Annotated in this window: 23 protein-coding genes; 12 read left to right on the top strand and 11 right to left on the bottom strand. The window is 64.3% G+C overall.

Going from position 1 to position 24,745, the window contains the following annotated elements:
* Nucleotides 1-12: 12 nt before the first annotated feature.
* Together BPHYT_RS24060 and BPHYT_RS24055 are read right to left on the bottom strand one after the other, a co-directional pair.
* A complete protein-coding gene (locus tag BPHYT_RS24060) occupies nt 13-1,425 on the bottom strand; it encodes an FAD-binding oxidoreductase (protein WP_012426723.1) in 1,413 nt (470 codons plus the stop codon).
* Nucleotides 1,422-2,411 carry an isopenicillin N synthase family dioxygenase gene (locus tag BPHYT_RS24055; protein WP_012426722.1) on the bottom strand — a complete coding sequence of 330 codons (990 nt, stop codon included), beginning with the start codon at nt 2,409-2,411 and terminating at the stop codon, nt 1,422-1,424. Before BPHYT_RS24055 ends, BPHYT_RS24060 begins: the two co-directional genes overlap by 4 nt.
* Before the next feature lie 306 nt (nt 2,412-2,717).
* Between BPHYT_RS24055 and BPHYT_RS24050 the strand changes: the two genes are divergently transcribed.
* From BPHYT_RS24050 to hutC (BPHYT_RS24030), 5 genes are all read left to right on the top strand, one after another.
* The gene (locus tag BPHYT_RS24050; RefSeq protein ID WP_012426721.1) at nt 2,718-3,545 is read left to right on the top strand and encodes a transporter substrate-binding domain-containing protein; all 828 of its coding nucleotides are present in this window, start codon (nt 2,718-2,720) and stop codon (nt 3,543-3,545) included.
* Nucleotides 3,546-3,633: 88 nt separating this feature from the next.
* The gene (locus BPHYT_RS24045; protein ID WP_012426720.1) at nt 3,634-4,284 is read left to right on the top strand and encodes an amino acid ABC transporter permease; all 651 of its coding nucleotides are present in this window, start codon (nt 3,634-3,636) and stop codon (nt 4,282-4,284) included.
* Between the two features lie 21 nt (nt 4,285-4,305).
* Nucleotides 4,306-4,968 carry an amino acid ABC transporter permease gene (locus BPHYT_RS24040; protein WP_012426719.1) on the top strand — a complete coding sequence of 221 codons (663 nt, stop codon included), beginning with the start codon at nt 4,306-4,308 and terminating at the stop codon, nt 4,966-4,968.
* Between the two features lie 19 nt (nt 4,969-4,987).
* A complete protein-coding gene (locus BPHYT_RS24035) occupies nt 4,988-5,857 on the top strand; it encodes an amino acid ABC transporter ATP-binding protein (protein ID WP_012426718.1) in 870 nt (289 codons plus the stop codon).
* A 55-nt stretch (nt 5,858-5,912) separates the two neighbouring features.
* Nucleotides 5,913-6,716 carry a histidine utilization repressor gene (gene hutC, locus BPHYT_RS24030; RefSeq protein ID WP_012426717.1) on the top strand — a complete coding sequence of 268 codons (804 nt, stop codon included), beginning with the start codon at nt 5,913-5,915 and terminating at the stop codon, nt 6,714-6,716.
* Between the two features lie 25 nt (nt 6,717-6,741).
* Here hutC (BPHYT_RS24030) and hutC (BPHYT_RS24025) read toward each other — a convergent pair whose 3' ends face one another.
* From hutC (BPHYT_RS24025) to BPHYT_RS23990, 8 genes are all read right to left on the bottom strand, one after another.
* Nucleotides 6,742-7,503, bottom strand: a complete 762-nt coding sequence (gene hutC / locus BPHYT_RS24025; protein ID WP_012426716.1) for a histidine utilization repressor — start codon at nt 7,501-7,503, stop codon at nt 6,742-6,744.
* Between the two features lie 102 nt (nt 7,504-7,605).
* Nucleotides 7,606-9,255 (bottom strand): HAL/PAL/TAL family ammonia-lyase, encoded by a 1,650-nt coding sequence (locus BPHYT_RS24020; protein ID WP_012426715.1) that lies wholly within the window; start codon nt 9,253-9,255, stop codon nt 7,606-7,608.
* Nucleotides 9,256-9,293: 38 nt separating this feature from the next.
* A complete protein-coding gene (locus BPHYT_RS24015) occupies nt 9,294-10,085 on the bottom strand; it encodes an ABC transporter ATP-binding protein (protein WP_012426714.1) in 792 nt (263 codons plus the stop codon).
* A gap of 35 nt (nt 10,086-10,120) precedes the next feature.
* A complete protein-coding gene (locus BPHYT_RS24010) occupies nt 10,121-10,873 on the bottom strand; it encodes an ABC transporter permease (protein ID WP_012426713.1) in 753 nt (250 codons plus the stop codon).
* A gap of 14 nt (nt 10,874-10,887) precedes the next feature.
* Nucleotides 10,888-11,610 carry an ABC transporter permease gene (locus BPHYT_RS24005; protein ID WP_012426712.1) on the bottom strand — a complete coding sequence of 241 codons (723 nt, stop codon included), beginning with the start codon at nt 11,608-11,610 and terminating at the stop codon, nt 10,888-10,890.
* 102 nt (nt 11,611-11,712) lie between these two features.
* Complete coding sequence (locus BPHYT_RS24000) at nt 11,713-12,573, bottom strand: transporter substrate-binding domain-containing protein (RefSeq protein ID WP_012426711.1); 861 nt, start codon at nt 12,571-12,573, stop codon at nt 11,713-11,715.
* A 293-nt stretch (nt 12,574-12,866) separates the two neighbouring features.
* Complete coding sequence (locus BPHYT_RS23995; RefSeq protein ID WP_012426710.1) at nt 12,867-13,547, bottom strand: methyltransferase family protein; 681 nt, start codon at nt 13,545-13,547, stop codon at nt 12,867-12,869.
* A 12-nt stretch (nt 13,548-13,559) separates the two neighbouring features.
* A complete protein-coding gene (locus BPHYT_RS23990; RefSeq protein ID WP_012426709.1) occupies nt 13,560-14,399 on the bottom strand; it encodes an arylamine N-acetyltransferase family protein in 840 nt (279 codons plus the stop codon).
* A gap of 405 nt (nt 14,400-14,804) precedes the next feature.
* On the opposite strand from BPHYT_RS23990, the gene BPHYT_RS23985 reads away from it, so the two are divergent.
* From BPHYT_RS23985 to BPHYT_RS23960, 6 genes are all read left to right on the top strand, one after another.
* The gene (locus BPHYT_RS23985) at nt 14,805-16,328 is read left to right on the top strand and encodes a carbohydrate porin (RefSeq protein ID WP_012426708.1); all 1,524 of its coding nucleotides are present in this window, start codon (nt 14,805-14,807) and stop codon (nt 16,326-16,328) included.
* A gap of 98 nt (nt 16,329-16,426) precedes the next feature.
* Complete coding sequence (locus BPHYT_RS23980) at nt 16,427-17,590, top strand: NHL repeat-containing protein (RefSeq protein ID WP_041759571.1); 1,164 nt, start codon at nt 16,427-16,429, stop codon at nt 17,588-17,590.
* Between the two features lie 37 nt (nt 17,591-17,627).
* A complete protein-coding gene (gene efeB / locus BPHYT_RS23975) occupies nt 17,628-18,932 on the top strand; it encodes an iron uptake transporter deferrochelatase/peroxidase subunit (RefSeq protein WP_012426706.1) in 1,305 nt (434 codons plus the stop codon).
* A gap of 58 nt (nt 18,933-18,990) precedes the next feature.
* The gene (locus BPHYT_RS23970; protein ID WP_012426705.1) at nt 18,991-20,034 is read left to right on the top strand and encodes an iron ABC transporter substrate-binding protein; all 1,044 of its coding nucleotides are present in this window, start codon (nt 18,991-18,993) and stop codon (nt 20,032-20,034) included.
* Nucleotides 20,034-21,638 carry an ABC transporter permease gene (locus tag BPHYT_RS23965; RefSeq protein WP_012426704.1) on the top strand — a complete coding sequence of 535 codons (1,605 nt, stop codon included), beginning with the start codon at nt 20,034-20,036 and terminating at the stop codon, nt 21,636-21,638. The genes BPHYT_RS23970 and BPHYT_RS23965 overlap by 1 nt, the downstream gene beginning before the upstream one ends.
* A gap of 28 nt (nt 21,639-21,666) precedes the next feature.
* A complete protein-coding gene (locus tag BPHYT_RS23960; protein WP_012426703.1) occupies nt 21,667-22,725 on the top strand; it encodes an ABC transporter ATP-binding protein in 1,059 nt (352 codons plus the stop codon).
* Between the two features lie 86 nt (nt 22,726-22,811).
* Here the strand turns inward: BPHYT_RS23960 and BPHYT_RS23955 are convergent, their stop codons facing one another.
* Nucleotides 22,812-23,693 (bottom strand): LysR substrate-binding domain-containing protein, encoded by an 882-nt coding sequence (locus tag BPHYT_RS23955; RefSeq protein WP_012426702.1) that lies wholly within the window; start codon nt 23,691-23,693, stop codon nt 22,812-22,814.
* Between the two features lie 114 nt (nt 23,694-23,807).
* On the opposite strand from BPHYT_RS23955, the gene BPHYT_RS23950 reads away from it, so the two are divergent.
* On the top strand, nt 23,808-24,728 hold the full coding sequence (locus BPHYT_RS23950; RefSeq protein WP_012426701.1) for a DMT family transporter: 921 nt from the start codon (nt 23,808-23,810) through the stop codon (nt 24,726-24,728).
* Nucleotides 24,729-24,745: the final 17 nt, after the last annotated feature.

Below are 24,745 nucleotides of genomic sequence, written 5' to 3'. Positions count from 1 at the left end.
GGCGTAGCGCGATCAGAACAGCTTGCCCGGATTCAGAATGCCGTGCGGGTCCAGCGCATGCTTGATCGAGGCCATTGCCGCCAACTCCGCCGGTGAGCGCGAGATCGGCAGGAACTCGCGCTTGAGCAAACCAATGCCATGTTCCGCCGACACCGAACCGTGCAGCGGTCCGAGCATGTCATAGACGAATGCGTACACGGCGTGATGATCCACGCCAGGAATCGAATGACCGTCCACGGTGACATGCAGGTTCGAATCGCCGATATGCCCGAAGAAATACGACGCGTTGCCCGGCCAGCGCTGATCGAGCGCTGCACGGCAGTGGTTTACAAAGGCGCCGATCTCGCCGATCGGCAGGCTCACGTCGAAGTTGATCGCGTCGAGACGCACCGGAAACTCCGCGGTGCATTCGCGAATTGCCCATAGCGCGCGCACGTCGGCCACCGACTGCGCGATCACCGCGTCGCGGATCGCGCTCGCGTCGAGCGCTTCGGTCAGCGCGGCGGAGAAACGCTCGCCGTCGTCGGTTGCGTCGAAGCTCGCGTGTTCGATCAGCGCATAGAGCGGATGCGAATCGGCGAACGGCGAACGCGTGCCGGTCAGCTTCACGCCGAAGTCGTAGAAGTCCGGCCACATGATTTCGAACGCGCCGATATCGTTGCCGAAGTGCGTCGTCAAACGGCGCAGCAGGCTCACGGCGGCGTCATAGCCCTCGAGTGCCACCAGCGCGGTATGGCGCGCAGCGCGTTGCGGATGCAGTCGCAGCACCGCGCGCGTGATTACACCAAGCGTGCCCTCCGAGCCAATGAACCAGTGCTTCAGGTCATAACCGGTGTTGTTCTTGACCATCTTGCCGAGCGACGTGAGCACATCGCCATTGGCGAGGACGACTTCGAGGCCGAGCACCTGATCGCGCGCGGTGCCCGACTGGATCACCCGGTTGCCGCCTGCATTGGTCGCGAGATTGCCGCCGACCTGGCAGGAACCGCGCGCGCCGAGATCGAGCGCGAGTTCGAAGCCGGCTTCAGCAGCGGCTTCCTGCGCGGTTTGCAACGTGGTGCCGGCGCGCACGGTCAGCGTCGCCGACGCACTATCGACTTCCTCGATACCAACTAGCCGTTCGAGCGACAACGCAATATCCGTGGCGCGCGCAATTGCGCCGCCCGCGAGACCGGTCATGCCGCCTTGTGGCACCACGGCCTGATACGCCGCGTGGCAAATAGCGAGCGCGCGCGAGACTTCTTCCGTGGTGCGCGGCAGCAGCAAGGCGGCGGGTCGCGTCGGTTCGTGGCGCGTCCAGTCGGTCATCGCACGCTCGCCGATCTGCTCGCCCACGCGTACGCTGTCTTCACCGAGCGCGGCGCGCAATGCGTCGAGTGTCGCCGAAAGCGGCGCGGCTTGGTTCGCCGTGCTGTTGTCTGTCATGCAGTGGTTCCTTGCGCGCCTTCAGCGGCGTGTTTCTTCCGATAGCCCATCGAGTCGTTGATACGCCCGAGGATATAGTCGCCCGCGGCGACCGGTTGATACTTGAGATCGGTGTCGCTGGTGCCGAGATCGCGCGGATCGACCAGCGCGCCGTAAGTCGGATCATAAAACGTCGCGATCGAATAGCGCTCGCGCCCCGACGCATTGATCACGCGATGCAAGGTGGAACGGAAGCGATCGTTGGTCCAGCGCGCGAGCAAATCGCCGACGTTGACCACGAAGCTGCCCTCGACCGGCGGCGCCTCCACCCACGTATCGTTGGCGATTTCGCGCACTTGCAGGCCGCCCACCTGATCCTGCCACAACAGCGTGATGCAGCCGTAATCGGTATGCGGCGCGACGCCGAACTGATCGTCGTCCGATTGAGGCGGTTGCGGCGGATAGTAGACCATCTGCGTGCGCTGCATCCGTTTCGTGTAGCGCGGCGCGAAGAAGTGTTCGTCGACGCCGAGGCTCACCGCCACCGCGCGCAATAGATCGGCGCCGCACTCAGCGACCGCCTCGTAGTAGCCATACAGCGCGGGACGCAACTCCGGCATGAAGTCCGGCCAGTTGTTCGGGCCGCGCAATGCCTGGCCGGCCAGCACGTCGGGGTCGTCTTCCGGCAATTCGAGGCCGATGCTGAAGAACTCCTTGTAGTCGGGACGCTTGGCCTGATACATGGTCGCGTCGCCGAGCGCGTTGAAACCGCGATGCCGCTGATTGACCGCCGCGCGTCGCTTGGTCTCCACCGGAAACGCAAAGAAGCGTCGCGCGGCTTGCGCGGCGGCATCGATCGAGTCTTGCGGTACGCCGTGGTTGACGATGTAGAAGAAGCCGATCGTCGTGCACGCTTCGCGGATTTCCTGCGCCACGCGCTGCAATGCCTGTGGCTCGCCCGCGCGAACGCCGGCGAGATCGATGATCGGAATGCGGCTCACGGGCATCACGCTGCTCCTGAAAGTACGGCTCAATCGGCTTGATCGGCCGAATCGGCCGATGAAAGTGGCGGGTCAATCGTCCGCGGGAAAATGCATTCTCGCGCCGTGCATTGCAGTTGTATATACCGCCAAAAGCTCACCCGCAAGTTGCTTTATAGGGCTTCGCATAAGGGCTTTTCTCTACTCGCGTGTTTATTTATTTCGCGCGAAAACTGCGGTATATACTGCCTCGCATGACTCGCGCCGAGTTCGCACCGGACTCGTTTCATGCACCACGTTCGCGCGACACCGCTTTGCCAACCGGAGAATCTCATGAGCATCCTTGCAGGCTGGAAGTGTCGTTTGGTCATGCTGGCGTTGTGCGCGGCAAGCGTCACCGCCCACGCGGAAGACCAGCTCGCCAAAGTGAAAAAAGCCGGCGAACTGGTGGTCGGCACCGAGATGCAGTTCGCGCCTTTCGACTTCCTCGAAAACGGTCAGCAGGCCGGTTTCAACAAGGACCTGTTCGCCGAAGTCGGCAAGGAAATGGGTGTGAAGGTGCGCTTTATCGACTTGCCGTGGCCGAGCGTGCTGCCGGGTCTCGAAGCCGGCAAGTTCGACATGGTCGGCGGCCCGCTGACCGTCACCAAGGCGCGCATGGAGCGCTACACATACACACTGCCCGTCGCGGACGCCACCGACGCGCTGCTCAAACGCGCGAACGATTCGTCCGTCAAGCAATCGTCGGATATCGCGGGCAAGACGGTCGGCGCGGGCAAGGGCTCGGCGCAACTCGACCAGTTGAAGGCCTATGTCGCCACACTGCCGAAGCCGCCTGAAATCCGCGAATACGTCGACAACAATCAGGCCTACGCCGACCTCGCCGCCGGCCGCATCGCGGCGGTCGCGAACTCCATGACCAACATCGCGTACGTGGCCAAGCAGCGCCCGGAAACCTTCGCGGTGGTGCAGCCGCCGTTCGGCGCAAAGGTGTACTTCGCCTACTGCCTGCGTAAAGACGCGGACAGCAAACCGCTCGCCGATGCCTTCAACGCCGCGCTCGTGAAGATGCATAACGACGGACGCCTTGCCACGCTGCAGAAGAAATGGTTCGGCGTCGCGATGGATGCGCCGACCACCATGCCCACGCCGAACTATTAATCGGCCCATGTTGCACATGTCCTGATGCACGCGATGCGGCCGTTGCAAAAACCGCATCGCCCTCCCCGTTCTACCGAGTGCGACGCTTATGTTCAGCACGACCGTCTTCCTCCAGGGCTTGCCGCTGCTGCTGCATGCGGCGCTCGCCACTATCGGCATTTCGCTGGCGGGACTCCTGATCGGCTTCTTCGTCGCGATCGGCGTGTGTGCGGCGCGGCTCTCGCCGAACCGCGCCGCGCGCATGTTCGGCGGCGCCTATGTGTTCTTCTTTCGCGGCGTGCCGATGCTGGTGCAGTTGCTGCTCGTGTACTACCTGTTGCCGTTCGCGGGCATCAACGTGTCGCCGATCGTGGCGGCGCTCAGCGCCGTGTCGCTGTGTTCCGCGTCGTATATCGCCGAGATCCTGCGCGGCGGTTTTCTCAGCGTTCCGCCAGGCCATCTCGAAGCCGCGCGCATGCTCGGGCTTTCGCCGTTCGACATGCTGCGCCGCATTCTCGTGCCGCAAGCCTTCCGTTTGACGCTGCCCTCGCTTGTCAATGAGATGGTGCTGCTCATCAAGGCTTCGTCGCTGATCTCGGTGGTGGGCGTGGCCGAGTTGACGCGCACCGCGCAGAACATCGCGGCCAGCACCTATCGGCCGCTCGAAGCGTACGTTGCGGCCGGGCTAATCTACTTCGTGATCTGCGGCGCGCTCGCGCTCGTCGCGCACGCCGCCGAATACCGCTTGCAACACGCCTGAGTCCAACATCGACACCGCGCCATGCAACAACTTGATCCCACCGTCATCACCCACAACCTGCAGCCGATCGCCGCGGGCCTCGCCACGACGCTCGGCACGTGGGCCGCAGGCGTGGCGATCGGCATCCTGATCGGCTTTCTGATTGCGGTGCTGCAACTCTTTTGCGGACGCTGGGTGCGCGGCGTGTTGCGCCTCTATATCGAACTGTTTCGCGGCACGCCGTTTCTGGTGCAACTCTTTTTGCTGTACTACGGCGGCCCGTCTTTCGGCCTCACGCTCGAACCGATGACCGCCGGCGTGCTCGGCCTGGGCCTTTATGGCAGCGCGTATTTTGCCGAAGCTTTTCGCTCCGGTTTTCAATCCGTGCCGCCGGGTCATCTCGAAGCGGCGTCGTGCCTCGGCCTCACGCGCTGGCAAGCGGTGTTGCGCATTCAAGTACCGCAAATGCTCGTCCTGATCGTGCCCGCGCTGACCAATCTGATCATCGTGTTGAGCAAGGAAACCGCCGTGTTGTCGATTGTCACCGTGCCCGAGCTTACGTTCGTGCTGACCGGCATCGGCTCGGCTACTTTTGCTTTCGTCGAAACGCTGCTGGTGCTGTGCGTGTGCTATCTCGCGCTGGTCGAACTGACTTCACGAGCGGGTATGTGGGCCGAAACCCGCATCGCGCGCTTCATGGCATGAACGGAAAGAAGACTCTCTTATGAACGCTATCGCCGACATGCCGTCTTCCGCGTCCTCCGCTACGGTCGGATCATCGTCCGGCGCGCCGCTGATCGAAGTGCGCGACCTGCGCAAGCGCTTCGGCGAAGTCGAGGTGCTGCGCGGTGTCGATCTCGAGATCGCGCGCTCCGAAGTGGTGTGCATCATCGGCCCATCTGGCTCGGGCAAGAGCACGCTGCTGCGCTGCCTCGCCGCGCTCGAAACCTACGATCAGGGCGACGTGCGCATCGAAGGCGAACTGCTCGGCTACAGCGAGCGCAACGGCAAACGCGTGCGCGCGTCGCAAAGCGAAATCAACCGCGTGCGGCGCAACGTCGGCATGGTGTTCCAACAGTTCAACCTGTGGCCGCATATGACGGCGCTCGGCAACGTGATGGAATCGCTGCTGCGCGTGCGGCATCTGTCACGCGACGAAGCGCGCCGCCGCGCCAACGCGATGCTCGAAACGGTCGGCCTCGCGCATAAGGGCGACGCATATCCGGCCAAGCTCTCGGGCGGCCAGCAGCAGCGCGTGGCGATTGCGCGAGCGCTCGCCATGGAACCGCACATCATGCTGTTCGACGAGCCCACTTCGGCACTCGATCCTGAACTGGTCGGCGAAGTGCTGCAAGTGATGAAGCAACTCGCGCGCGACGGCATGACGATGGCGGTCGTCACACACGAAATGGGCTTCGCCGCGCAGGTCGCGGACAAAGTCATGTTCATCGATCAAGGCCGGATCGCCGTGCAAGGCAAACCGCGCGATGTCTTTCACGATGCAGGACAACCGCGCTTGCGGCAGTTCCTGCAAAACTATTTCGACCGCAACGCGTTCTGGACGCGCGGTCCCGACGACGCACAGCCGCTATGAACCCGCGCCGTCGGCTTCTTCCTGCCTCACGCGGACACTGACGCAAGGGCCGCCGATGTCCTCCACCGTTCGCAGCCGCGCTCACGACAAGCCGCTTTCCGCATCGGCGCTGAAAGCCGCGCGCGCCGCGGCCGACGCGCCGGCCGCGCGCTACGAACAGGTCAAGAGCCATATCCGGCAGATCATCGAATCGGGCGAACGCCGCGCGGGCGACCGTCTGCCGTCGGAACTGGATCTGGTCGCGACACTTGGCGTATCGCGCATGACGGTCAATCGCGCGCTGCGTGAACTCGCCGAAGAAGGACTCGTGACGCGCGTCTCCGGCGTCGGCACATTCGTCGCGCAAAGCAAGCCGCAATCCACGCTGCTAATGATTGCCCATATCGGCGACGAGATCCGCTCGCGGGGCCATGAATATCGCTGCGATACGGTTCTGTCGCAACGCGAAACGGCGTCCGTGATGGTGTCGAACGCGCTAGGGCTTGCGCCGGGCGCTTCGGTGTTTCATGTGATTTGCGTGCACCGCGAGAACGGCTTGCCGGTGCAGCTCGAGGATCGCTATGTGAATCCGGCCATCGCGCCGGATTTTCTGCTGCAGGATTTTTCGGCGATGCGGCCGTCGGAATATCTGTTCGAGATCGTACCGGCACACGACGTCGAGCACGTGGTCGACGCCGGTCTGCCTACGCGCGCCGAAGCGGAACTGCTTGAAATTCGCGCGGAGGAACCCTGCCTTACGCTGATGCGCCGCACGTGGACCAGCGGCGTGGCGGTCACGTTCGCGCGGTTCGTGCACCCTGGGTCGCGTTATCGGCTCGGCTGCCGCTTTTCCCCCGAGCTGTCGCAACGCCAGGGGTGACACGCGCCCGCAGCCTCAAAGCGCGCTAGACGTTGCCGGCAAGATGAAAACGCGACGCCGGATGCCACAACTGCACCGAGGTCGCCACGTCCTCGCCCACCCACGTGCGGCGCCAGAGTTGCAGACACGGCTCGCCGATATCCATCAGCAGATGCCGGCGCACATAGGCGTCGGGCTTCTGCGCATAGATGCAAAACTCGGCGCGCTGAATCGGCGCGAGCCGCACCATGTAGTGATTCGGCGTTTCGATCGTGAAATCCTGGTTCAGATAATCGGGAAACACCTTCGGGTTGACGTAGCGGTCCTCGTACTGGATCGGTTCGCCCTCCTCGCTGTGCACGATGCACGAATGAAAGGCCGGCCCACTGGCGAGACCGAGCGCTTCTAGCGCCTGCGGGTCGTCGCTCGGTTCGAGCGTCAGCACGCGTGCCGAATGGCGATGGCCGCGCGCCGCGATTTCGTCGGCGATGTTGCGGATTTCCAGCACCGTCGATTCGTAGCGCTGCGGCGCGACGAAGGTGCCGGAACCTTGCACGCGCGTGAGCACGCGTTCGGTGGTCAATTCGCGCAGCGCGCGCGACACGGTCATGCGCGCAACGCCGAACTCCTTGACCAGTTCCGTTTCGGACGGGATCAACCCGCCGGGCTTCCAGTCGCCTTCGCTGATGCGCCTGATCACGTAGCGTTTGATCTGCTCATAGGCAGGCATGGCTTTCGCCGGCGTCTCCTGGCTGCAATCAGGGCGGTCCTGCGTCACCGCGATGCGCGTGCTTGTAGTTGTGTTCACTCCGACCTCGTGGGTGATACGCCGTTTTTACCTGGTTTGTACCTGGTTGGTACATCTTGACCGGCTTGCCGGCGGATAGCCCGCTCACCGGCGGCGGCTGCGTCATGCAATGTGCGCGGCAGCCTGCCCGTCGTTGACAGCGATACTCGCGGCTGCGCGCACGTGGCCCGCGGCCGCCAGATTCGCGAGCGTGGCAGGTGCTGCCGTGGCCGCGCCGTCGGCAGACGTGAGCGGCCGAGGGCCAATCTTACCTGGGTTCGGCAAGGGCGGCGGCGCCTCGTCGGCGATCATGCGAAAGGCGGCGCTCATGTCGTCCGCGAGCGGACGGTCGTCGCGGTAGGTCGGCACGACGCGCCGCACGCGCTGCCACAGCGCTCCGGTGTGCGGAGCGCGTGGCGCGTCGATACTTTGCAGGTCGTAGGCTTGCGCCGCCGCCAGCAATTCGATCGCGACGATGCGTCCGGCGTTGTCGATGATTTCCAGCGCCTTCAACGCGGCGGGCGTGGCGTGGCACAGGTGATCTTCCTGCAAGGCCGAGGTGATGCCGCCGTCGAGACTCGCGGGCAGCGCGAGCCGCCGGTTCTGCGCGACCAGCGAGGCCGCCGTGTACTGCGCGATCATGAAGCCGGAACAGGTGCCGCCCGGCTCGGCGAGAAACGCCGGCAGGCCGCTCACCAGCGGATTGACGAGACGGTCGAGGCGCCGCTCGGCCATTGCGGCGACTTGCGCGATCGCGGTAGCGAGGCTGTCCATTGCCAGCGCGATCGAAGCGCCCACCGCATGCGCCTGCGAATACACGCGCGGCTCTTCCGGCGTGCCGGCGACGATCGGGTTGTCGGTAATCGATGCGAGTTCGCGATTGACCACATCGGCGGTCGCGGTGAGCACGTCGCGCGCGGCGCCGTGCACGTGCGGAATGGTCCGCATGCTCAGCGGGTCTTGCGTGCGTTGACCGACCACCGCCGCGAGAATGCCGCTGTCGGCCAGCGCGGCGCGCATGCGCCCACCGACCAGGTTCAGGCCCGGCGAAATACGCAAGGCCAGCGAATCTTCGTCGAAAGCCGCAAGCTGGCCGCGCAGATTCTCGAAGCTCATCGAGGCGACCATGTCGGTCCAGTCGAGCAGGCGTTCGGCACGCGCGAGAGCCAACGCTGCGAGGCCGGTGACACACGGCGTGCCGTTGACGAGACTCAGCCCTTCCTTGGCTTCGAGCACGAGCGGTTCGAGCCCGAGGCGTTGCAGCGCGGCGCGTCCTGTGATTCGCTCGCCGCGCAAGCGCGCGTAGCCTTCACCGATACAGACGAGCGCGATATGCGCCATATGGCTCAGATACCCGACCGAGCCGAACGCCGGCACTTCCGGCAGGCAATCGGCGTTGAGCAGCGCCACCAGTTGATCCGCGACTTCGAGGCGAATCCCCGAATGTCCGTGCGCGAAGTTGTTGACGGCCGCGGCCATGACCGCGCGCGTTTCGGCTGCGCCGAGCGGCGCGCCGACGCCGACCGCGTGGCTCATCAGAATGTTGCGCGACAACGTGCGCTGCTCGCCCGGCGAAACGACGACGTCGCACAACGCGCCGACGCCGGTATTCACGCCATACGCGCGAATCCCGCGCTCGACGATCTGTTCGACCAGCACGCGCGCCGCGGCGATGCGCGCACGGGCGTCGGCGGAAAGCTCGAGCGGCTCACCGGCGGCAACCGCTGCCACCTGAGCCCAGTCGAGAGGACGATTGGAACGGATCACGGCCATATGAACGCTCTGCCTGGTGGATTACCTGGTGATGCTGATTAGTTGGTGGTGCGGTCCTGATGGCTCGAAACGAATTGCCGGAAACGGTCCGATTTGCATTCGACGAACACTTCGTCGGGCGTGCCGTCGGCTTCCACTTGCCCCTGATGCAGGAACATCACGCGATTCGATACATGGCGCGCGAAACCCATTTCGTGCGTGACGACCAGCATGGTGCGGCCCTCTTCGGCCAGCGAGCGCATCACGCGCAGCACTTCGCCCACCAGTTCAGGATCGAGCGCCGAGGTCGGCTCGTCGAACAGCATGACTTTGGGATGCATGGCCAACGCGCGCGCAATCGCCACGCGTTGTTGCTGGCCACCCGACAGATGCGCCGGATAATGACCGCGCTTTTCCGCCAGACCGACTTTCGCCAGCAGCGCTTCCGCCTCTTCCACCGATTCGGCGCGGCTGCGCTTTTGCACGCGCATCGGCCCTTCGATCAGATTTTCCAGCACGGTCATGTGCGACCAGAGGTTGAAGTTCTGGAACACCATGCCGAGTTGCGAGCGCACCCGGTCCACCTGGCGGCGGTCGCTCGGTTGCAGTTTGCCGTCGCCGCGGCGCTTCATTTTCAGCTCTTCGCCGGCGAGCGAGACCGAGCCATCGTCGGGCGTTTCGAGGAGGTTCAGGCAGCGCAGGAACGTGCTCTTGCCCGAACCGCTCGCACCGAGAATCGAGATCACGTCGCCTTGATGGGCGTCGAGCGAAATGCCTTTGAGCACATGGTGATCGCCGAACGATTTGTGAATGTTCTTGACCGACAGTGCAACGGGTGCCGTAGCGTTCATGGGATTCTCCAGATTCATCCAGGATGGGCGGCCGTTCACGGCGCGGCGCGGCGTGCTTCGGTGGTGGCGGAAACCGGGCGGCTCACCGCGGCCGGGCGCGCCGCGCGCAGATGGCGCGACAGACGCGTTTCGAGCATGCCAAGCAAGCGCACGATGACAAAATTCAGGAACAGATAGATCAGCGCGGCGCAGATGAAGACTTCCGTCGTGCGATAGGTTTGCTGGATGATCTGCTGCGCGACGCCCGTCACTTCCCACACGGTGACGAGACTCGCGAGCGCCGTCGATTTGACGAGCAGCACCGCCTCGGTCGAATACGCCGGCAGACACTGGCGCAAGGCGATCGGCCCGATCACGCGGCGCAGCAGCGCGAAACCCGACAGGCCGATCGAATAACCGGCCTCGATCTGACCGACCGGCACCGCCATCAAGCCACCGCGAATGATTTCGGCGGTATAGCCGGCCGTGCATAGCGCGAGCGACAACACCGCGCACATGTAAGGCTCGCGCAGCACCGGCCACAGGAAGCTCTCGCGAATCACGCCGAACTGGCCCATGCCGTAGTAGACGAGGAACATCTGGATCAGCAGCGGCGAGCCGCGGAACACGAGGATATAAGCGCGCGCGAAGCGATTCGGCAGCCAGTGCGGCGACACGCGCATCGTGACGATCACGAGCGAAAGCAGGCCGCCGAGAATCAGCGAGCAGAAGAACAGACCGAGCGTGGTCGGCACGGCCGCGAGCAGTTGCTTGATCGTGTCGAACAGAAAGTCGAAGTCGAAATGCATGGTGGCCGCCCTCGTCAGTTACGCGCGAAGTTGCGCTTGAAGGACCGGCCCACGTGCGCTTCTGCACGGTTGAAGACCCGGTTCGAGATGCTGGTCATGATCAGATAGAGCGCGCCGCCCACCACGAAGAACGTGAAGTATTGATGCGTGGAACCCGCCGCCACCTGACTCGTGCGCAGCAATTCGGCGAGCCCCGTCACGGAGATCAGCGCCGAGTCCTTCAGGCTCAATTGCCAGACGTTGCCGATGCCGGGCAACGCGAAACGCAGCACTTGCGGAATCAGGATGCGGCGCGCCATGGTCAGCGTCGGCATGCCGATCGAGCGCGCGGCTTCGAGTTCGCCGCGCGACACCGCCAGCACCGCCGAGCGGTACACCTCGGCCTGGTAGGCACCTGAAATCATGCCCACGGCCAGCGCGCCGACCACGAACGGCGGCACGCCGACGAAGCCTTCCGCGCCGAACAACTGGCCGACGCTCGTAACGAGCGTCGAGCCGCCGAAATAGAACAGATAGATGACGAGCAGTTCGGGCACGCCGCGAAACACCGTGGTGTAGATATCGCCGATCACGCGCAGCGTACGAAAACGCGACAGCTTGGCGGCCGCCACCAGCGCGCCGAACACGGCGCCGACCGCAAGCGCCGCAAGCGTGAGCGCCACCGTCATCAACGCCGCGAGCAGCAATACGCCGCCCCAGCCTTCCGGCCCGAAGCCGAGCATCTGTATCAGAGCCATTCCCTACCTCTCATCTTCATCCATTGCGGCGGATCGAACCGGCCGGCACGCGCGGTTCTTTCGCCACGCGCGCCTGCCGTTGCCTCTCGACGTCCCGGCGAATCAAGGCGTGACGTCGGTCTTGAACCACTTGTTGGAGAGCTTCTTGACGGTGCCGTCGGCGAGCGCGGCGCTGATCGCGGTGTCGAACTTCGCTTTCAGGTCGGCGTCCTGCTTGCGGAACGCGAGGCCTTCGCCCGGACCCCAGATCGGGCCGCCAATCTTCGGACCGGCCATCACAATCGACGCGGTTTCTTTCTTGTCGATGTTGGCGGCGTAGTACGTCACGTCGTCGAAGGAAGCGTCGATGCGGCCGTTGGCCAGATCCAGATCGCGCTCGGGCGAGGTCTTGTAGACGCGGATCGTGGCAATGTCCTTGAAGCCGTCGTTGATGAACTTGGTGTAGACCGTGCCCGACTGGATGCCGATGGTCTTGCCCTTCAACTGCTTGCGCAACGCGTCGACGGTCGGCTGGTCGGCCTTCGGGTCGCCGGACAGCTTGACGACACCGGCGCCCGGCGCGGCCTTGGGCAGCACCTTGGCGTCGGCGACGGCGAACGTGGCGGGCGTGGCGGCATACGGCTTCGAGAAGGCGATGATCTTTTCACGCTCCGGCGTGATCGAGATCGCGTCCATCAGGACATCGAACTTGCCCGCTTGCAAACCGGGAATCATACCGTCCCAGTCTTGCGCCACGAGATTGCATTGCAGCTTGATGCGCTCGCACAGGTTGGCGACCAGTTCGGGTTCGAAGCCGCCCAGCTTGCCGCCCGGCAAGGTCAGATTCCACGGCGCGTAGCCGCCTTCGAGCGCGATCGTCACCGTCTTCCAGTCTTTGGCCTGCGCCGGTGCCGCGAAAATCGCCGCAGCGCCGAGCACGGCGCCGATCAATGTTTTTGCTGCCGTCGTGCGCTTCACTTTCACGTCGAAACTCCTTTGATTGAGGACACCATCGAATCGGATGTTTAACCGCTGCTTAATTTGTATAGACAAGTCTGCATGAGTCAAAAAGCAGTCGCAAGAGAATTTGTGAGAAATTGGCGGGATCATCGGGTAAGCCCCTAGGAGATTCAGCGCAGCGGGGCTTTGCGGGGAGTTCTTAATGGGTGAAAGCGGCGCGGCGCACATCGCAGCTCGGGCAAGCGCGAGCTATTTTGTCTAGACAGGTTGATGCAAGCTGAGCAGATGAACGCGGCGCGAACGCCGAGGCGACGCGCCTACCAGATGAACGGCACGAAGCGATAACGCACGCGCGCCATGTAGTCCGTGTAGCCGTCGAGTTGCGCGGCCAAAACACGCTCTTCGCGCACCGCGCGCCAGCCGATAGCGATCACCATGACCGGCACGAAGGCGAGACCCCACCACGATCCAAGCAGCAAGGGCGTGCCGACCAACAGCAGCAGCGCCGCGGAATACATCGGATGACGGACATGCGCGTAAAGGCCGGTATCGACCACCTTATGCCCGCGGCTCGTCTGGATCTTCACGACCGGCGCGGCATAGCTATTGGCCTGAAACACGAAGCGGCACATGAAGAGGCAGAGGAACACGCAGAGCGAGCCGAAGCTGACCAGTGCCACCGGCAATGGCGCGCTCCAATGAAAGCGCATCGCGTCGAACGCCATCAGGACGAGCCAGCCGCACCACGCGAGCGACACGCTCACCATGAAAATGCGGTCCCAGCGGTTTTGCTGCGCCTGCAACAACGGCGACAGTCGCTCGGCGAGCAGGCCGGGATCGTGACGCGCCAGCCACAAACCGATCCACAGGCTCAGCACGCCTAGCTCGATCACATACCACCACGCGGCCGGCCAAGCGAAGGTGCCCGCCGCGCCGAACAGCAGCGCGCCCATGCCCACCAGCCACACCACCGTTTGGAAGATGAGGCGCGCGACCATGGCCGTTGCTTGCTACGCGGTTTGAGCCGGCGTGCGCACGCGGTCGAATATCCCGGCGATGTCGAGGTCGCCGGTGTCGATGCCGAATTGATCGCGCAGACACGCCGCGAGTTCGCCGGCGCTTTTGATTTGCCGCTCGCTGATGAGCCGGCCGTCGGCCGCGCGCTCGCTCAGTTGATCGTTGAACAGCGCGAGCCGCGCCTCGGGCAGCACGCGGCACACGATCAGCGTGCTCGCAAAAATCACTTCCGGCGAGGTCGCCGTGTACCAGTTCGAGGTTTCGTAATCGATCCACTCGACCGGCTGCAGATCGAAGCAATAGACCCGCGCCCAGCTTTCGTCGCGAGCCTGCACTTCGAGATTGAGTGCCTCGCGCGAAGCGTCGGCGAGACGGAACGTGCCGAGTTCCGTGCGTTGCGCGAGACCCGCGGTCAGGCGCAGCGGCGCGGTCAGCGTCACGCTGCCGAAGCCGACGTCCGCGATCCAGGCTTCGTTGTCGATGTCGAGGCGCAACACCATATGCGTGCGCGGCGGCGGCGGCGCGTCCGATGCCCGGCCCCACAGCACGCGCCCGAGCAACGGCGTGACCGCGAAGCCCAACTGCGTCAGCACGTCGGCGAACAGCGCGTTCTGTTCGAAACAGTAGCCGCCGCGGTGTTCGGTGACGAGTTTGCGTTCGACCGATTCGAGGTCCAGTTTCACCGGACGCCGCGTGAGCGGGTTCAGGTTCTCGAACGGAATCGCGCGCGGGTGCAACCGATGAAGCGCCTGAAGCACTTCCAGCGTCGCCGCGCGCGGCCCCTGGTAGCCAATACGGGCGAAGTAATTATCCAGATTCACTGTGTGAGACATCGGCAGGTTCCATCCAGTATGGGTTTGGGCGCTTGTCGCGGGCCGGATGCGTGCGACCGTGCGTTTTGGAAATCGATCATAGCCGCTTTTGCGGTCAACTCGCGGCGGCGGCCTTGGCTGGAGTCGGTAGTGCGTCGATATGACCACCAGCATTCGTTTTCATTACATTTACATTCGCTGCGAATTACGTGCAAATGCGGTTTAGTAGCAGTCCGTAAAGCGCAAAGTTATACGTCAGTAATATTGATGCGAATCGTTCTCATTTGTGTTGACTCACCAAATTCGCATGCGTACGATCTCGCCATCTGCTGTGTCGGCGTCGCGAACCGATAGGGCAAATCGCGGGCAGGCGGCGACGCGCCGCGATGGTTTCAATGAGTCGATACAACACCAATAAGGATTTCGATGAAGTTCGCCCATTTCAACGGACCTGGCGCACAAGCGCGTCCGTTTCGCGATTCCGCGCCGCGCGCCGCTCTCACGCGCCACTCGCGTTTGCCCTCGGTGCGGCGTGCCGCCCTCTGCACGGCGTTCGCCTGGGCGTCGCTGACAGCCGGCGTCGCCATGGCCGAAGCCAATCCCGACGCCGCGCCCGAAGCGCCCGAGGCCGACCTGAAGATTCAGGCGACCCAGGCGAACCAGTGGACCGGTTTCTGGAATCGCCAGCAGATGCTTGGCGACATCGGCGGCCTGCGCCCCTGGCTCGGCAAATACGGCGTGACCTTCACGCTCACCGAGACCAGCGAAGTGCTTGCCAATCTGCGCGGCGGTCTCGCGAAAGGCGCCGACTACGATGGCCTGACGACCGCCACCGTGCAACTGGACACGCAAAAAGCGTTCGGCCTGCCGGGCGGCCTGTTCAACGTCAGCGCGTTGCAGATACATGGCGCGAATCTCAGCGCCAACAAGCTCGGCACGCTGAATACGGCGAGCGGCATCGAAGCGGACGACACGACCCGTCTGTGGGAATTGTGGTACCAGCAATCGTTCCTGAACAAACGCATCGACGTGAAGATCGGTCAGCAAAGCATCGACCAGGAATTCATCACGAGCCAATACTCGGCGCTGTTCGTCAACACGATGTTCGGCTGGCCCGCGCTGCCTTCGTACGACATGCCCTCAGGCGGTCCGGCGTATCCGCTGTCCGACCTCGGCGTGCGCGTGCGCGGCCAGATCACGCCTTCGTTGACGGCTCTCGCCGGCGTGTACGACGGCGACCCGCTCGGCAACAACCCGAACAACAAGAGCGGCACCAACTTCAATCTGCACAACGGCACGCTGTTCATCGGCGAGTTGCAGTATGCGATCAACCAGCCGGCCGACGGCGAGATGGTCGGCGCGGGCGGCGGCGGTTTGCCCGGCACCTACAAGCTCGGCGTCTGGTACAACAACGGCAGCTTCGCGGATCAACGCTACGACAACACCGGCTTGTCGCTCGCGAATCCGGCCACGAGCGGCGTCGCCCAGAATCATCGCGGCGACTACAGCATCTACGCGGTGGCCGACCAGATGATCTGGCGTCCCGATCCTGACGAGCCGCGCAGCATCGGCGTGTTCGCGCGCGTGATGGGCGCGCCCGGCGACCGCAACCTGGTCAGCCTCGCGGCGAACGTCGGCGTCGTGATGAAAGCGCCGTTCCAAGGCCGCGACAACGACAGCGTGGGCCTTGCGCTTACCTACATCAAGGTCGGCAATCATGTGAACGGACTCGATGCGGATACCCGCGCGTTCACCAACGGACCGTACGGCGTGCGAACCAGCGAAACCGCGCTCGAAGCGACCTATCAGTACCAGGTCAATCCGTGGTGGCAAGTGCAAGCCGACGCGCAATACACGTTCAACGCCGGTGCCGGCCAGAATCCGAACGATCCGACGCAGCCGCTGCGCAACACGTTCGTCATCGGCGTGCGGACCAACATCAACTTCTGATGACCGCGCCCAATTCACACGCTACCGACCAAATCGAATCCCATGCTTTCGATCATGACCGCAATCACCGCTTTGTGCGCAGGCACGGAGGCCCAATCGTGAACAATCCCTCGCGCAAGTTTTCGCCGCGCGCCGCGCGGGTCCTCGCATGGCCTTTGTTTGCCGCCGCTCTCGGCGCGGCTGCATTGGTGAGCGCCGGCAGCGCGCACGCCGAGCCGCAAGGTTTCCTCGAAACCGTCAAGCACCACACCACGCTGATCAACACCGTGCCGGGCAACGGCGACCAGAATCCGTACGCTGTGGTGGTCGCGCCGGTCACGGCGGGCACCGTCAAGCAAGGCGACGTACTGGTCGGCAACTTCAATAACTCAACGAATCTGCAGGGCACCGGCAGCACGATCATCAACTACCACCCGGACACCAGGGAGATGACGGTGTTCGCGACGGTGCCGCGCGATCTGAAGGAATGTCCGGGCGGCATCGGCCTCTCGACCGCGATGACCATGCTCAAGTCCGGCTACGTGATCGTCGGCAGCACGCCGAGCAACGACGGCACCACCGGCACCAAGGGCGCCGGCTGTCTGATCGTGATCGATCCGCAAGGCAAGGTCGCCGCGACCATCAGTAGCCCGAACATCAACGATCCGTGGGGCAACATGGCGGTCGTCGACAACGGCGGCAGCGCGACGCTGTTCGTCAGCATGGCCGGCTTCGGCGTGGGCGGCGCGGACGGCAATCCGCCGGTGTTCAAGCAGGCCACCGTGCTGCGTCTGGACCTCGACGTGCCGGCCGGCAAGCCGCCGGTCGTGAAGAAGGAAACGGTGGTGGGCAGCGGCTTCGGCGCGCAGGCCGACAAGGGCGTGTTCCTCGTCGGCCCGACCGGCCTCGCGCTGTCGCCCGATCAGAAACTGCTGTACGTGTCCGACGCGATCGGCAACCGCATCACCGAAATCGACGAACCGATGACGCGCGACACGAGCGCGGGCGTCGGCCGTCAACTGACGGCCGACGGCCTGCTGCACCGGCCGCTCGCGATGGTGACCGCGCCCAACGGCCACCTGCTCGTCACCAACGCGCTGAACGGCCAGATCGTCGAAATCGATCCGGCCAGCGGCAAGCAGATCTACGCGCGCTGGATCGACACCGACAAGGCGCAATCGCCGCCGGGCAACGGCGATCTGTTCGGCCTCGCGATGACACCTGAAGGCGACGGTTTCTACTACGTGCAGGACGACGTGAACACGCTGGTGCTCGCGAAATAAATTGAATGTCTCCAAGCCGAATGAAGGTGAAGTAATCATGGCAAACGATCAACCCCCGCGGCCTTCACGGCGCGGGTTTCTCAAGGCGGGCGGCGCCGCGGTTGCCGCCGGCGCGAGCCTCGGCGCAAGTCTGGCGACGTCGCAGAACGCGCTCGGCAAGACACAGCCGCACGCCGCCGATCCGCAACTGGCCGTCGAGCCGTTCTACGGCGTGCATCAGGGCGGCATCGTCACGCCGCAGCAAAGTCATACCTACGTCGCCGCGCTCGATCTCACCACCGAGAAGCGCGAGGACGTGATCGCCCTGCTGCGCGCCTGGACCGAGGCGGCCGCGCGTCTCACGCAAGGCGGCACGGCCGCGCCGCTGCCCACCGGCGACGCGGACCAGAATAAAGCCGCACCCGATTCCGGCGACGTACTCGGTCTCGGCCCCAACGGACTGACGATCACGTTCGGCTTCGGCCCGGGTCTCTTCACTCATGAAGGTAAGGACCGCTACGGACTCGCCGCGCGCCGCCCCGCCGCGCTCGTCGATCTGCCGCGCTTTAACGGTGACCAGTTGATCAAGGAAAAGACCGGCGGCGACCTGTACATCCAGGCCTGCGCGAACGACGCGCAAGTGGCGTTTCACGCCGTGCGCCAATTGTCGCGCATGGCGTACGGCACGGCGGCGATGCGCTGGGGCCAGGCCGGTTTCCTGTCGGGTCCGCGCGGTCAGACGCCGCGCAATCTGATGGGCTTCAAGGACGGCACCAACAATCCCTCCACCGCCAGGCCGCCGCTGATGAACCAGTTCGTGTGGGCCGGCGCCAGCGCCGACGCGCCGTGGATGGAAGGCGGCACCTACACCGTCGTGCGGCGCATCCGCATCACGCTGGAGCACTGGGACAACACCGAACTGGACTTCCAGGAACAGGTGTTCGGGCGCCACAAATACAGCGGCGCGCCGATCGGCAAAAAGAACGAGTTCGATGCCGTCGACCTGAAGGAAGAAGACAAGGACGGGAACCCGGTGATCCCCGAGAACTCGCACGTGCGTCTGTCGAATCAGGCGAGCAATAACGGCGCGCAGATTTTGCGCCGTTCGTACTCGTACAACGACGGCACGAATTTCTACATCGAGCGCTGGCCGCCATGGCGCCAGGAAACCGAGTACGACGCGGGGCTCATCTTCATCGCGCATCAGAGCGACCCGCGTACCGGCTTCATTCCGATCAACGACAGGCTCGCGAAGTTCGACATGATGAACCAGTTCACGACGCACGTCGGCAGCGCGATTTTTGCCGTGCCGCCGGGCGCGAAGCCGGGTTCGTATATCGGCGCGGGATTGTTCGAGACGTAAAGCAGACGCAGTCGACAACAACACAGATCACTACAACATCACCACGGACTTCTGGATCATGGCTTACAACTCGTTTGGCACGCGTCTGCGTGCCGTGGCCACTTCGCTAGGCAGCGCAGTCGCCCTCACGCTGGCTGCTTTCGCGACGGTGCCGTCGGCGGCCGAGGCCGCGTCGATCACGCTGTATAACGCGCAGCACGAGCAGGTCGTCAATCTGCTCGCCAAGGACTTCGAAAAGCAATCGGGCATCTCGGTGAAGATCCGCAACGGCGAAGGCCCGGCGATGGCCGCGCAGATCGTCGCCGAAGGCGCCGCCACGCCCGCCGACGTGTACTTCACGGAAAACTCGCCGGAGCTGATGCTGCTCGAAGAGAAAGGCCTGCTCAACAAGGTGGACGCCTCGACGCTCGCCACCGTGCCGGCGCGCTTCAACTCGCCGACCGGCGCATGGGTTGCGGTGACCGCGCGTGAAAACGTGCTCGCCTACAACACCACCAAGGTCCAGGCATCGCAACTGCCGCAATCGCTGTTCGATCTCGCCAAGCCGGAATGGAAAGGCAAGATCGGCATTGCCCCGAGCGACGGCGACTTTCTGCCGCTCGTCTCCGCCGTGCTTGCGCTGAAGGGCGAAGCGCAAACGGTGCAATGGCTCAAGGGCCTGAAAGCCAACGCGCAGATTTTCGACGACGACGAAGGCGTGGTCGCCGCCGTGAACCGCGGCGGTGTCGCGACCGGTCTGATCAACAACTACTACTGGGCGCGTCTGCATGCCGAACTCGGCGACGCCAAGACCCGCAGCGCGATCTATCACTTCGCCAACGGCGACGCCGGCGCGGCCGTGAACGTGTCGGGTGCGGCGGTGCTGAAGTCCGCGCACAACACGGACGGCGCGCAGAAGTTTCTCGCGTATCTCGTCAGCGAGCGCGCGCAGGAATTGATGGCCAAGAGCCATGTGATGTTCGAGTATCCGCTGCACGCCGGCGTCGCACCGGATCCGATCCTCAAGCCGTTCGCCGAACTGAGCCCGCCGCCGCTGACGATCCAGCAACTCGGCGACGATAGCCAGGCCGGCAAGCTGCTGCGCCAGGCAGGCCTGCTGTAATGAGCGAAGCATTGTCAGCCGGGCCACCGGCTGTCTCCACGGTCCCGGCGCGCGCCCGTTCGCGTGCGCCTCGCGGGCTGTTCGCGGCAGCGGCACTCAGCGCTTTGCTGGTGTTGCTGCCGATTGCGTTTACGTTCTGGTGTGCCGCGAGCTTCGGGGCGGCCGAAGCGATTGACCTGATCTTCCGGCCGCTGGTCGGCGAATTGCTGATCAACACGTTGACGATCACTGTCTCGACCACGCTGGTCTCGGCCGTGATCGGCACAGCGGCTGCGTGGTTCGTCGAACGCACGCATTTGCCGGGGCGCCGCGCGTGGGCCGTGTTGAGCGCCGCGCCGCTCGCCATGCCCGCGTTTATTTCGAGCTATGCGTGGGTGTCGCTGAGTCAGGATCTGCAGGACTTCACGGGCGCGTTGCTCGTGCTGACCTGTGCGTATTTTCCGCTGGTCTATCTGCCGGTTGCCGCCGCGTTGCGCGGCATGGATCCGGCGCTCGAAGAAAGCGCTCGCGCACTCGGTTGCAACCGTTGGACCACGTTCATTCGCGTGGTGCTGCCGCAACTGCGCCCCGCGTTGCTCGGCGGCATGCTGCTGGTCGCGCTCGGCGTGCTGTCCGAGTTCGGCGCATTTACGCTGCTGCGTTTTCGTACCTTCACCACGCAGATCTACGCGGAATTCCGCACCAGTTTCGATGGCGGCGGCGCTTCGCTGCTCGCTTGCCTGTTGATCGTGATCTGCCTGATCGTGCTGGCATTCGAGTTTCGCGTGCGCGGCGCGGCGCGTTATGAACGCGTCGATCGCGGCACACGTCGCGCGGTCTTGCGCTACGAGCTCGGCGTTTGGCGCTGGATCGTCGTCGCCGGCCTTGCGTTGCTGTCAGTCACCACGCTCGGCGTGCCGCTCGGCATGATCGGCTACTGGCTCACGCAGCCGGGCGCGGCAGCCGTCACGCCGGCTGATGTGTCGCCCGAACTGCTGTTCAATGCCACGATTTCGTCGCTCGGTTTCGGGCTTGCCGCGGCGTTGCTGACCACCTTGCTCGTGGTGCCGCTGGCGTTCCTGCTAGTGCGCTATCCGACCCGTTTCGCGACTCTGTTCGAACGCACGGTGTTTCTCGCGCAGGGCGTGCCGGGGCTGGTGATCGCGCTGGCGATCGTGTCGCTCGCGGTCCATGCGCTGCAACCGCTCTATCAGAGCGCAACGCTGCTGGTGATCGCCTACTCCATGCTGTTCATGCCGCTTGCGCTCGTCAGTGTGCGCGCCGCCTTCATGCAGGCGCAGCCGCGCCTCGAAGAGACCGCGCGCGCACTCGGCCTGAACTGGTCGCAGACGCTGTTGCGCGTGGTGTTGCCGCTCGCCGGACCGGGGCTCGGCGCGGCCGCGGCGATGGTGTTCATCTCGGTCGTCACTGAACTGAACGCGACGCTGCTGCTCTCCCCGCTCGACACGCAAACGCTCGCCACCCAAGTCTGGGCCGACACGTCGACCATGGCGTTCGCCGCGGCGGCGCCCTACGCGGCGTTGCTTACCGGCATCTCGCTGTTCGCTTCCGGCCTCCTGTTCGCATTGCTCGGCAAATCGGCGCTGCTCGGCGAACGCAGCTGACGCGCAGCGCTTTTATCATCGGATTTTCATGAGCGAACTTCGTATCCGCGGGCTGCAAAAATCATTCGACGGCACGCCTGTGCTGCACGGCATCGATCTTTCCGTCGAGCGCGGCACACTGCTGGCGCTGCTCGGTCCGTCGGGCAGCGGCAAGACCACCTTGCTGCGCTTGCTGTGCGGTTTCGAACGCGCCGACGGCGGCAGTGTCGAAATCGACGGCCGCCGCGTAGTCGGCGACGATCTGCATGTGCCCTCCGAACAGCGCCGCATCGGCTATGTGCCGCAAGAAGGCGCGCTGTTTCCGCATCTGTCGGTGGCGGACAACATCGTGTTCGGCTTGCCGCGCGCGCAGCGACGCGCGCGGCATCGCGTGGCCGAGTTGCTGGAGCTGGTCGGCTTGCCGGGGAATTTCGGCGAACGCGCGCCGCAGCAGTTGTCGGGCGGTCAGCAGCAGCGCGTCGCGCTGGCGCGTGCGCTCGCGCCGTCGCCAACGCTGGTGATGCTCGACGAACCCTTCTCGTCGCTCGACGCCGCCTTGCGGCTCGAAACCCGGCAAGCCGTGGCCAGCGCGTTGGCCGCGACCGGCGCGACGGCCGTGCTGGTCACGCACGATCAATCCGAGGCGTTGTCGCTCGGACATGAAGTGGCGGTGTTGTGGAACGGCCGGCTGATCCAGACGGCGACGCCGGAGACGCTCTATCGCCGGCCAGTGACGCGCGAGCTGGCATCGTTCGTCGGCGAGGCGGTGTTGTTGCCGGGCATGGCCATACGGGATCGCGTGAGGTGCGAGCTCGGCGAGTTGTCGTTGTCCGGGCCGACCGGCCAAGGCGCTGTGGACGTGATGGTGCGGCCCGAGCAGATCCGTCTGTTGCGCGCCGAAGAAAGGATGCCTAACGGCGCGGCAACGTATGACGCTGTCGTCACGGAAGTGATCTTTCAAGGGCAGGACGCGGGCGTCGCGCTGCAATTGCGTTCCGACGCGCGGACGATGGTGCGCGCGCGGGTGCCGGGCTATCTCTGCCCGCGGCCGGGCGAGCAGGTACGGCTTGCGGTGGATGGCGAAGTGACGGCTTATGCGCGTGCTTGAACGCAGCGTTTGAACATTAAAAGTGCGAAGGCGAACTTGAATGCCGCCTTCCGCAACTCGACCCGCACAATCGCTTCTGCCCGCCCCTAAGCCGAAGCCCCACGCGCCTGAGGCCGCTGCGACAGATCCTGCATCATCTGCGCGGCCAGATAATCGCAAGTCGGACGATCCGATTTGGCGCTGCGCGCCACCACGATTTCCAGCGGCGCGATCTTCGGCAAACCCTGTGCTTCACCGAGAATCGCGAACCGTGGCGGCACGCTGCAACGCGTGAGCGCAATCACCGACAACCCCGCATCCACGGTCGCCACCAGTCCCATCAGGCTCGCGCTGCTGAACGCGGCGCGATAGCGGATCCGCGCGCCGTCGAGCGCGGCCAGCGTATGCTGGCGCGCCACGCAGCCCGGCTCATAGAGTCCCACCGGCAGCGGCGACGCCGCCAGCACCGGCGTATCCACCGACGCCCCCACCCACACCATCGGCTCGCTACGCACGAATTCGCCGCGCAGCTTGCGGTCGCGCGTGACGAAGGCAAGATCGATCTTGTTGTCAGCGAGCATGGGCGCGAGCGACGTGCTTTGCGCGCAGACGATTTCGATTTCCACGTGCGGATACAGATTCGAAAAGCGCCGCAAAACGGGCGACAGCAGCGACGACACGTAGTCGTCCGGCGCACCGAGTACTACTCTTCCTGTCACCTCCGGCCGAACAATCGCCGACCACGCCTCCTCATGCAACGCCAGCACACGCCGCGCGTATTCGAGCAGCGTATTGCCCGGCCGCGTGAGCGACAGATTGCGTGTATTGCGGGCGAACAGCGTCGTGCCGAGCATGGTTTCGAGCCGCTTGATCTGCATACTGACCGCCGCCTGCGAACGATGCACGGTCGTCGACGCCTTCGTGAAGCTGCCCGTTTCCACCACCGCCACGAAAGTGCGCAGCAGATCGACGTCGAATTCGGGGTGCATGATTTATCAATCCCGCTTATGGAATTGCTCAATTTAATTCGTTTGTCGGTGCCGCGCAAGCCGCGCAATACTCTGGGCATTACCTCATCACATCGATTCGCGGAGCCGTTGCGTATGTCCCTCACCCAACGTCAACAAGGCGCCATCACGCTGGCCAGCGGCGGGCTTCTGATGGGCACGCTCGGCATCTTCGTCGAGGAAGCGCAGCTCGGCGCGCTCACGCTCGTATTCTTTCGCTGCCTGTTCGGCTTTCTCTCGCTCGCCGCGTATTGCGCGTGGAAGGGCTTCTTCACTCGCGCGCATTTCACGCGGCGCACCGTCGCGCTGGCGCTGATTTCGGGCGTGCTGATGGTCACGCAGTGGGTCGGTTTTTTCGACGCGATTCATCGCACCAGCATCGCGGTCGCAACCGTGGTGTTTCACGTGCAGCCGTTCTGGGTCGTGCTGATCGGCGCGGCGTTGTTCAACGAGCGGCTCGGCATGGACCGGCTCGGCTGGATCGCGACTGCTTTTGTGGGGCTCGTGCTCGCGTCGGGCGTCGCGGCCACGGAGAACCTACAAGGTCATGCGAGCTACCTGATCGGGATCGGCGAAGCGCTGGTGGGATCGGTGCTGTATGCGAGCGTCACGCTGATCGCCAAAGGGCTCGGCAATTTGCGTCCGCATCTGCTGACGCTCGCGCAGTGCGCGGTCGGTGTGGTGTGCCTGCCGTTTATCGCGCCGCTCACTGCCGTGCATATCGGACCGATGCAGTGGTTCTGGCTAGTCGGCATGGGCGTACTGCATACGGGGCTTTCGTACGTGCTGATTTACGGCGCGTTGCCCAAGCTGAGCACGCCGATCATCGCCGTGCTGCTGTTCGTGTATCCGCTGACGGCGATCGTGGTCGATGCGCTCGTGTACGGACGGACATTGTCGATGTTGCAGCTGGCGGGCATGGCGTTGATCGTGGTGGCGAGTCTGGGGGTGAATCTCGGCTGGCCGTTGCTTTCGGTGCTGCGGCCAGGCGGACGGGTGCGGCGGCAGGTGGATTGAGGCGGGGCGCGCCGCAC

Source organism: Paraburkholderia phytofirmans PsJN (genome assembly GCF_000020125.1).
GTDB lineage: Bacteria > Pseudomonadota > Gammaproteobacteria > Burkholderiales > Burkholderiaceae > Paraburkholderia > Paraburkholderia phytofirmans.
Note: the sequence above shows the minus strand (reverse complement) of the source record. Positions and strands in the feature narration are given on the sequence as shown.

Excerpts from the sequence above, each read along its gene's own strand:
- BPHYT_RS24060 (WP_012426723.1), bottom strand. The coding sequence starts at position 1,425 with ATGACAGACAACAGCACGGCGAACCAAGCCGCGCCGCTTTCGGCGACA.
- BPHYT_RS24055 (WP_012426722.1), bottom strand. The coding sequence starts at position 2,411 with ATGCCCGTGAGCCGCATTCCGATCATCGATCTCGCCGGCGTTCGCGCG.
- BPHYT_RS24050 (WP_012426721.1), top strand. The coding sequence starts at position 2,718 with ATGAGCATCCTTGCAGGCTGGAAGTGTCGTTTGGTCATGCTGGCGTTG.
- BPHYT_RS24045 (WP_012426720.1), top strand. The coding sequence starts at position 3,634 with ATGTTCAGCACGACCGTCTTCCTCCAGGGCTTGCCGCTGCTGCTGCAT.
- BPHYT_RS24040 (WP_012426719.1), top strand. The coding sequence starts at position 4,306 with ATGCAACAACTTGATCCCACCGTCATCACCCACAACCTGCAGCCGATC.
- BPHYT_RS24035 (WP_012426718.1), top strand. The coding sequence starts at position 4,988 with ATGAACGCTATCGCCGACATGCCGTCTTCCGCGTCCTCCGCTACGGTC.
- hutC (WP_012426717.1), top strand. The coding sequence starts at position 5,913 with ATGTCCTCCACCGTTCGCAGCCGCGCTCACGACAAGCCGCTTTCCGCA.
- BPHYT_RS24020 (WP_012426715.1), bottom strand. The coding sequence starts at position 9,255 with ATGGCCGTGATCCGTTCCAATCGTCCTCTCGACTGGGCTCAGGTGGCA.
- BPHYT_RS24015 (WP_012426714.1), bottom strand. The coding sequence starts at position 10,085 with ATGAACGCTACGGCACCCGTTGCACTGTCGGTCAAGAACATTCACAAA.
- BPHYT_RS24010 (WP_012426713.1), bottom strand. The coding sequence starts at position 10,873 with ATGCATTTCGACTTCGACTTTCTGTTCGACACGATCAAGCAACTGCTC.
- BPHYT_RS24005 (WP_012426712.1), bottom strand. The coding sequence starts at position 11,610 with ATGGCTCTGATACAGATGCTCGGCTTCGGGCCGGAAGGCTGGGGCGGC.
- BPHYT_RS23995 (WP_012426710.1), bottom strand. The coding sequence starts at position 13,547 with ATGGTCGCGCGCCTCATCTTCCAAACGGTGGTGTGGCTGGTGGGCATG.
- BPHYT_RS23990 (WP_012426709.1), bottom strand. The coding sequence starts at position 14,399 with ATGTCTCACACAGTGAATCTGGATAATTACTTCGCCCGTATTGGCTAC.
- BPHYT_RS23985 (WP_012426708.1), top strand. The coding sequence starts at position 14,805 with ATGAAGTTCGCCCATTTCAACGGACCTGGCGCACAAGCGCGTCCGTTT.
- efeB (WP_012426706.1), top strand. The coding sequence starts at position 17,628 with ATGGCAAACGATCAACCCCCGCGGCCTTCACGGCGCGGGTTTCTCAAG.
- BPHYT_RS23970 (WP_012426705.1), top strand. The coding sequence starts at position 18,991 with ATGGCTTACAACTCGTTTGGCACGCGTCTGCGTGCCGTGGCCACTTCG.
- BPHYT_RS23965 (WP_012426704.1), top strand. The coding sequence starts at position 20,034 with ATGAGCGAAGCATTGTCAGCCGGGCCACCGGCTGTCTCCACGGTCCCG.
- BPHYT_RS23960 (WP_012426703.1), top strand. The coding sequence starts at position 21,667 with ATGAGCGAACTTCGTATCCGCGGGCTGCAAAAATCATTCGACGGCACG.
- BPHYT_RS23955 (WP_012426702.1), bottom strand. The coding sequence starts at position 23,693 with ATGCACCCCGAATTCGACGTCGATCTGCTGCGCACTTTCGTGGCGGTG.
- BPHYT_RS23950 (WP_012426701.1), top strand. The coding sequence starts at position 23,808 with ATGTCCCTCACCCAACGTCAACAAGGCGCCATCACGCTGGCCAGCGGC.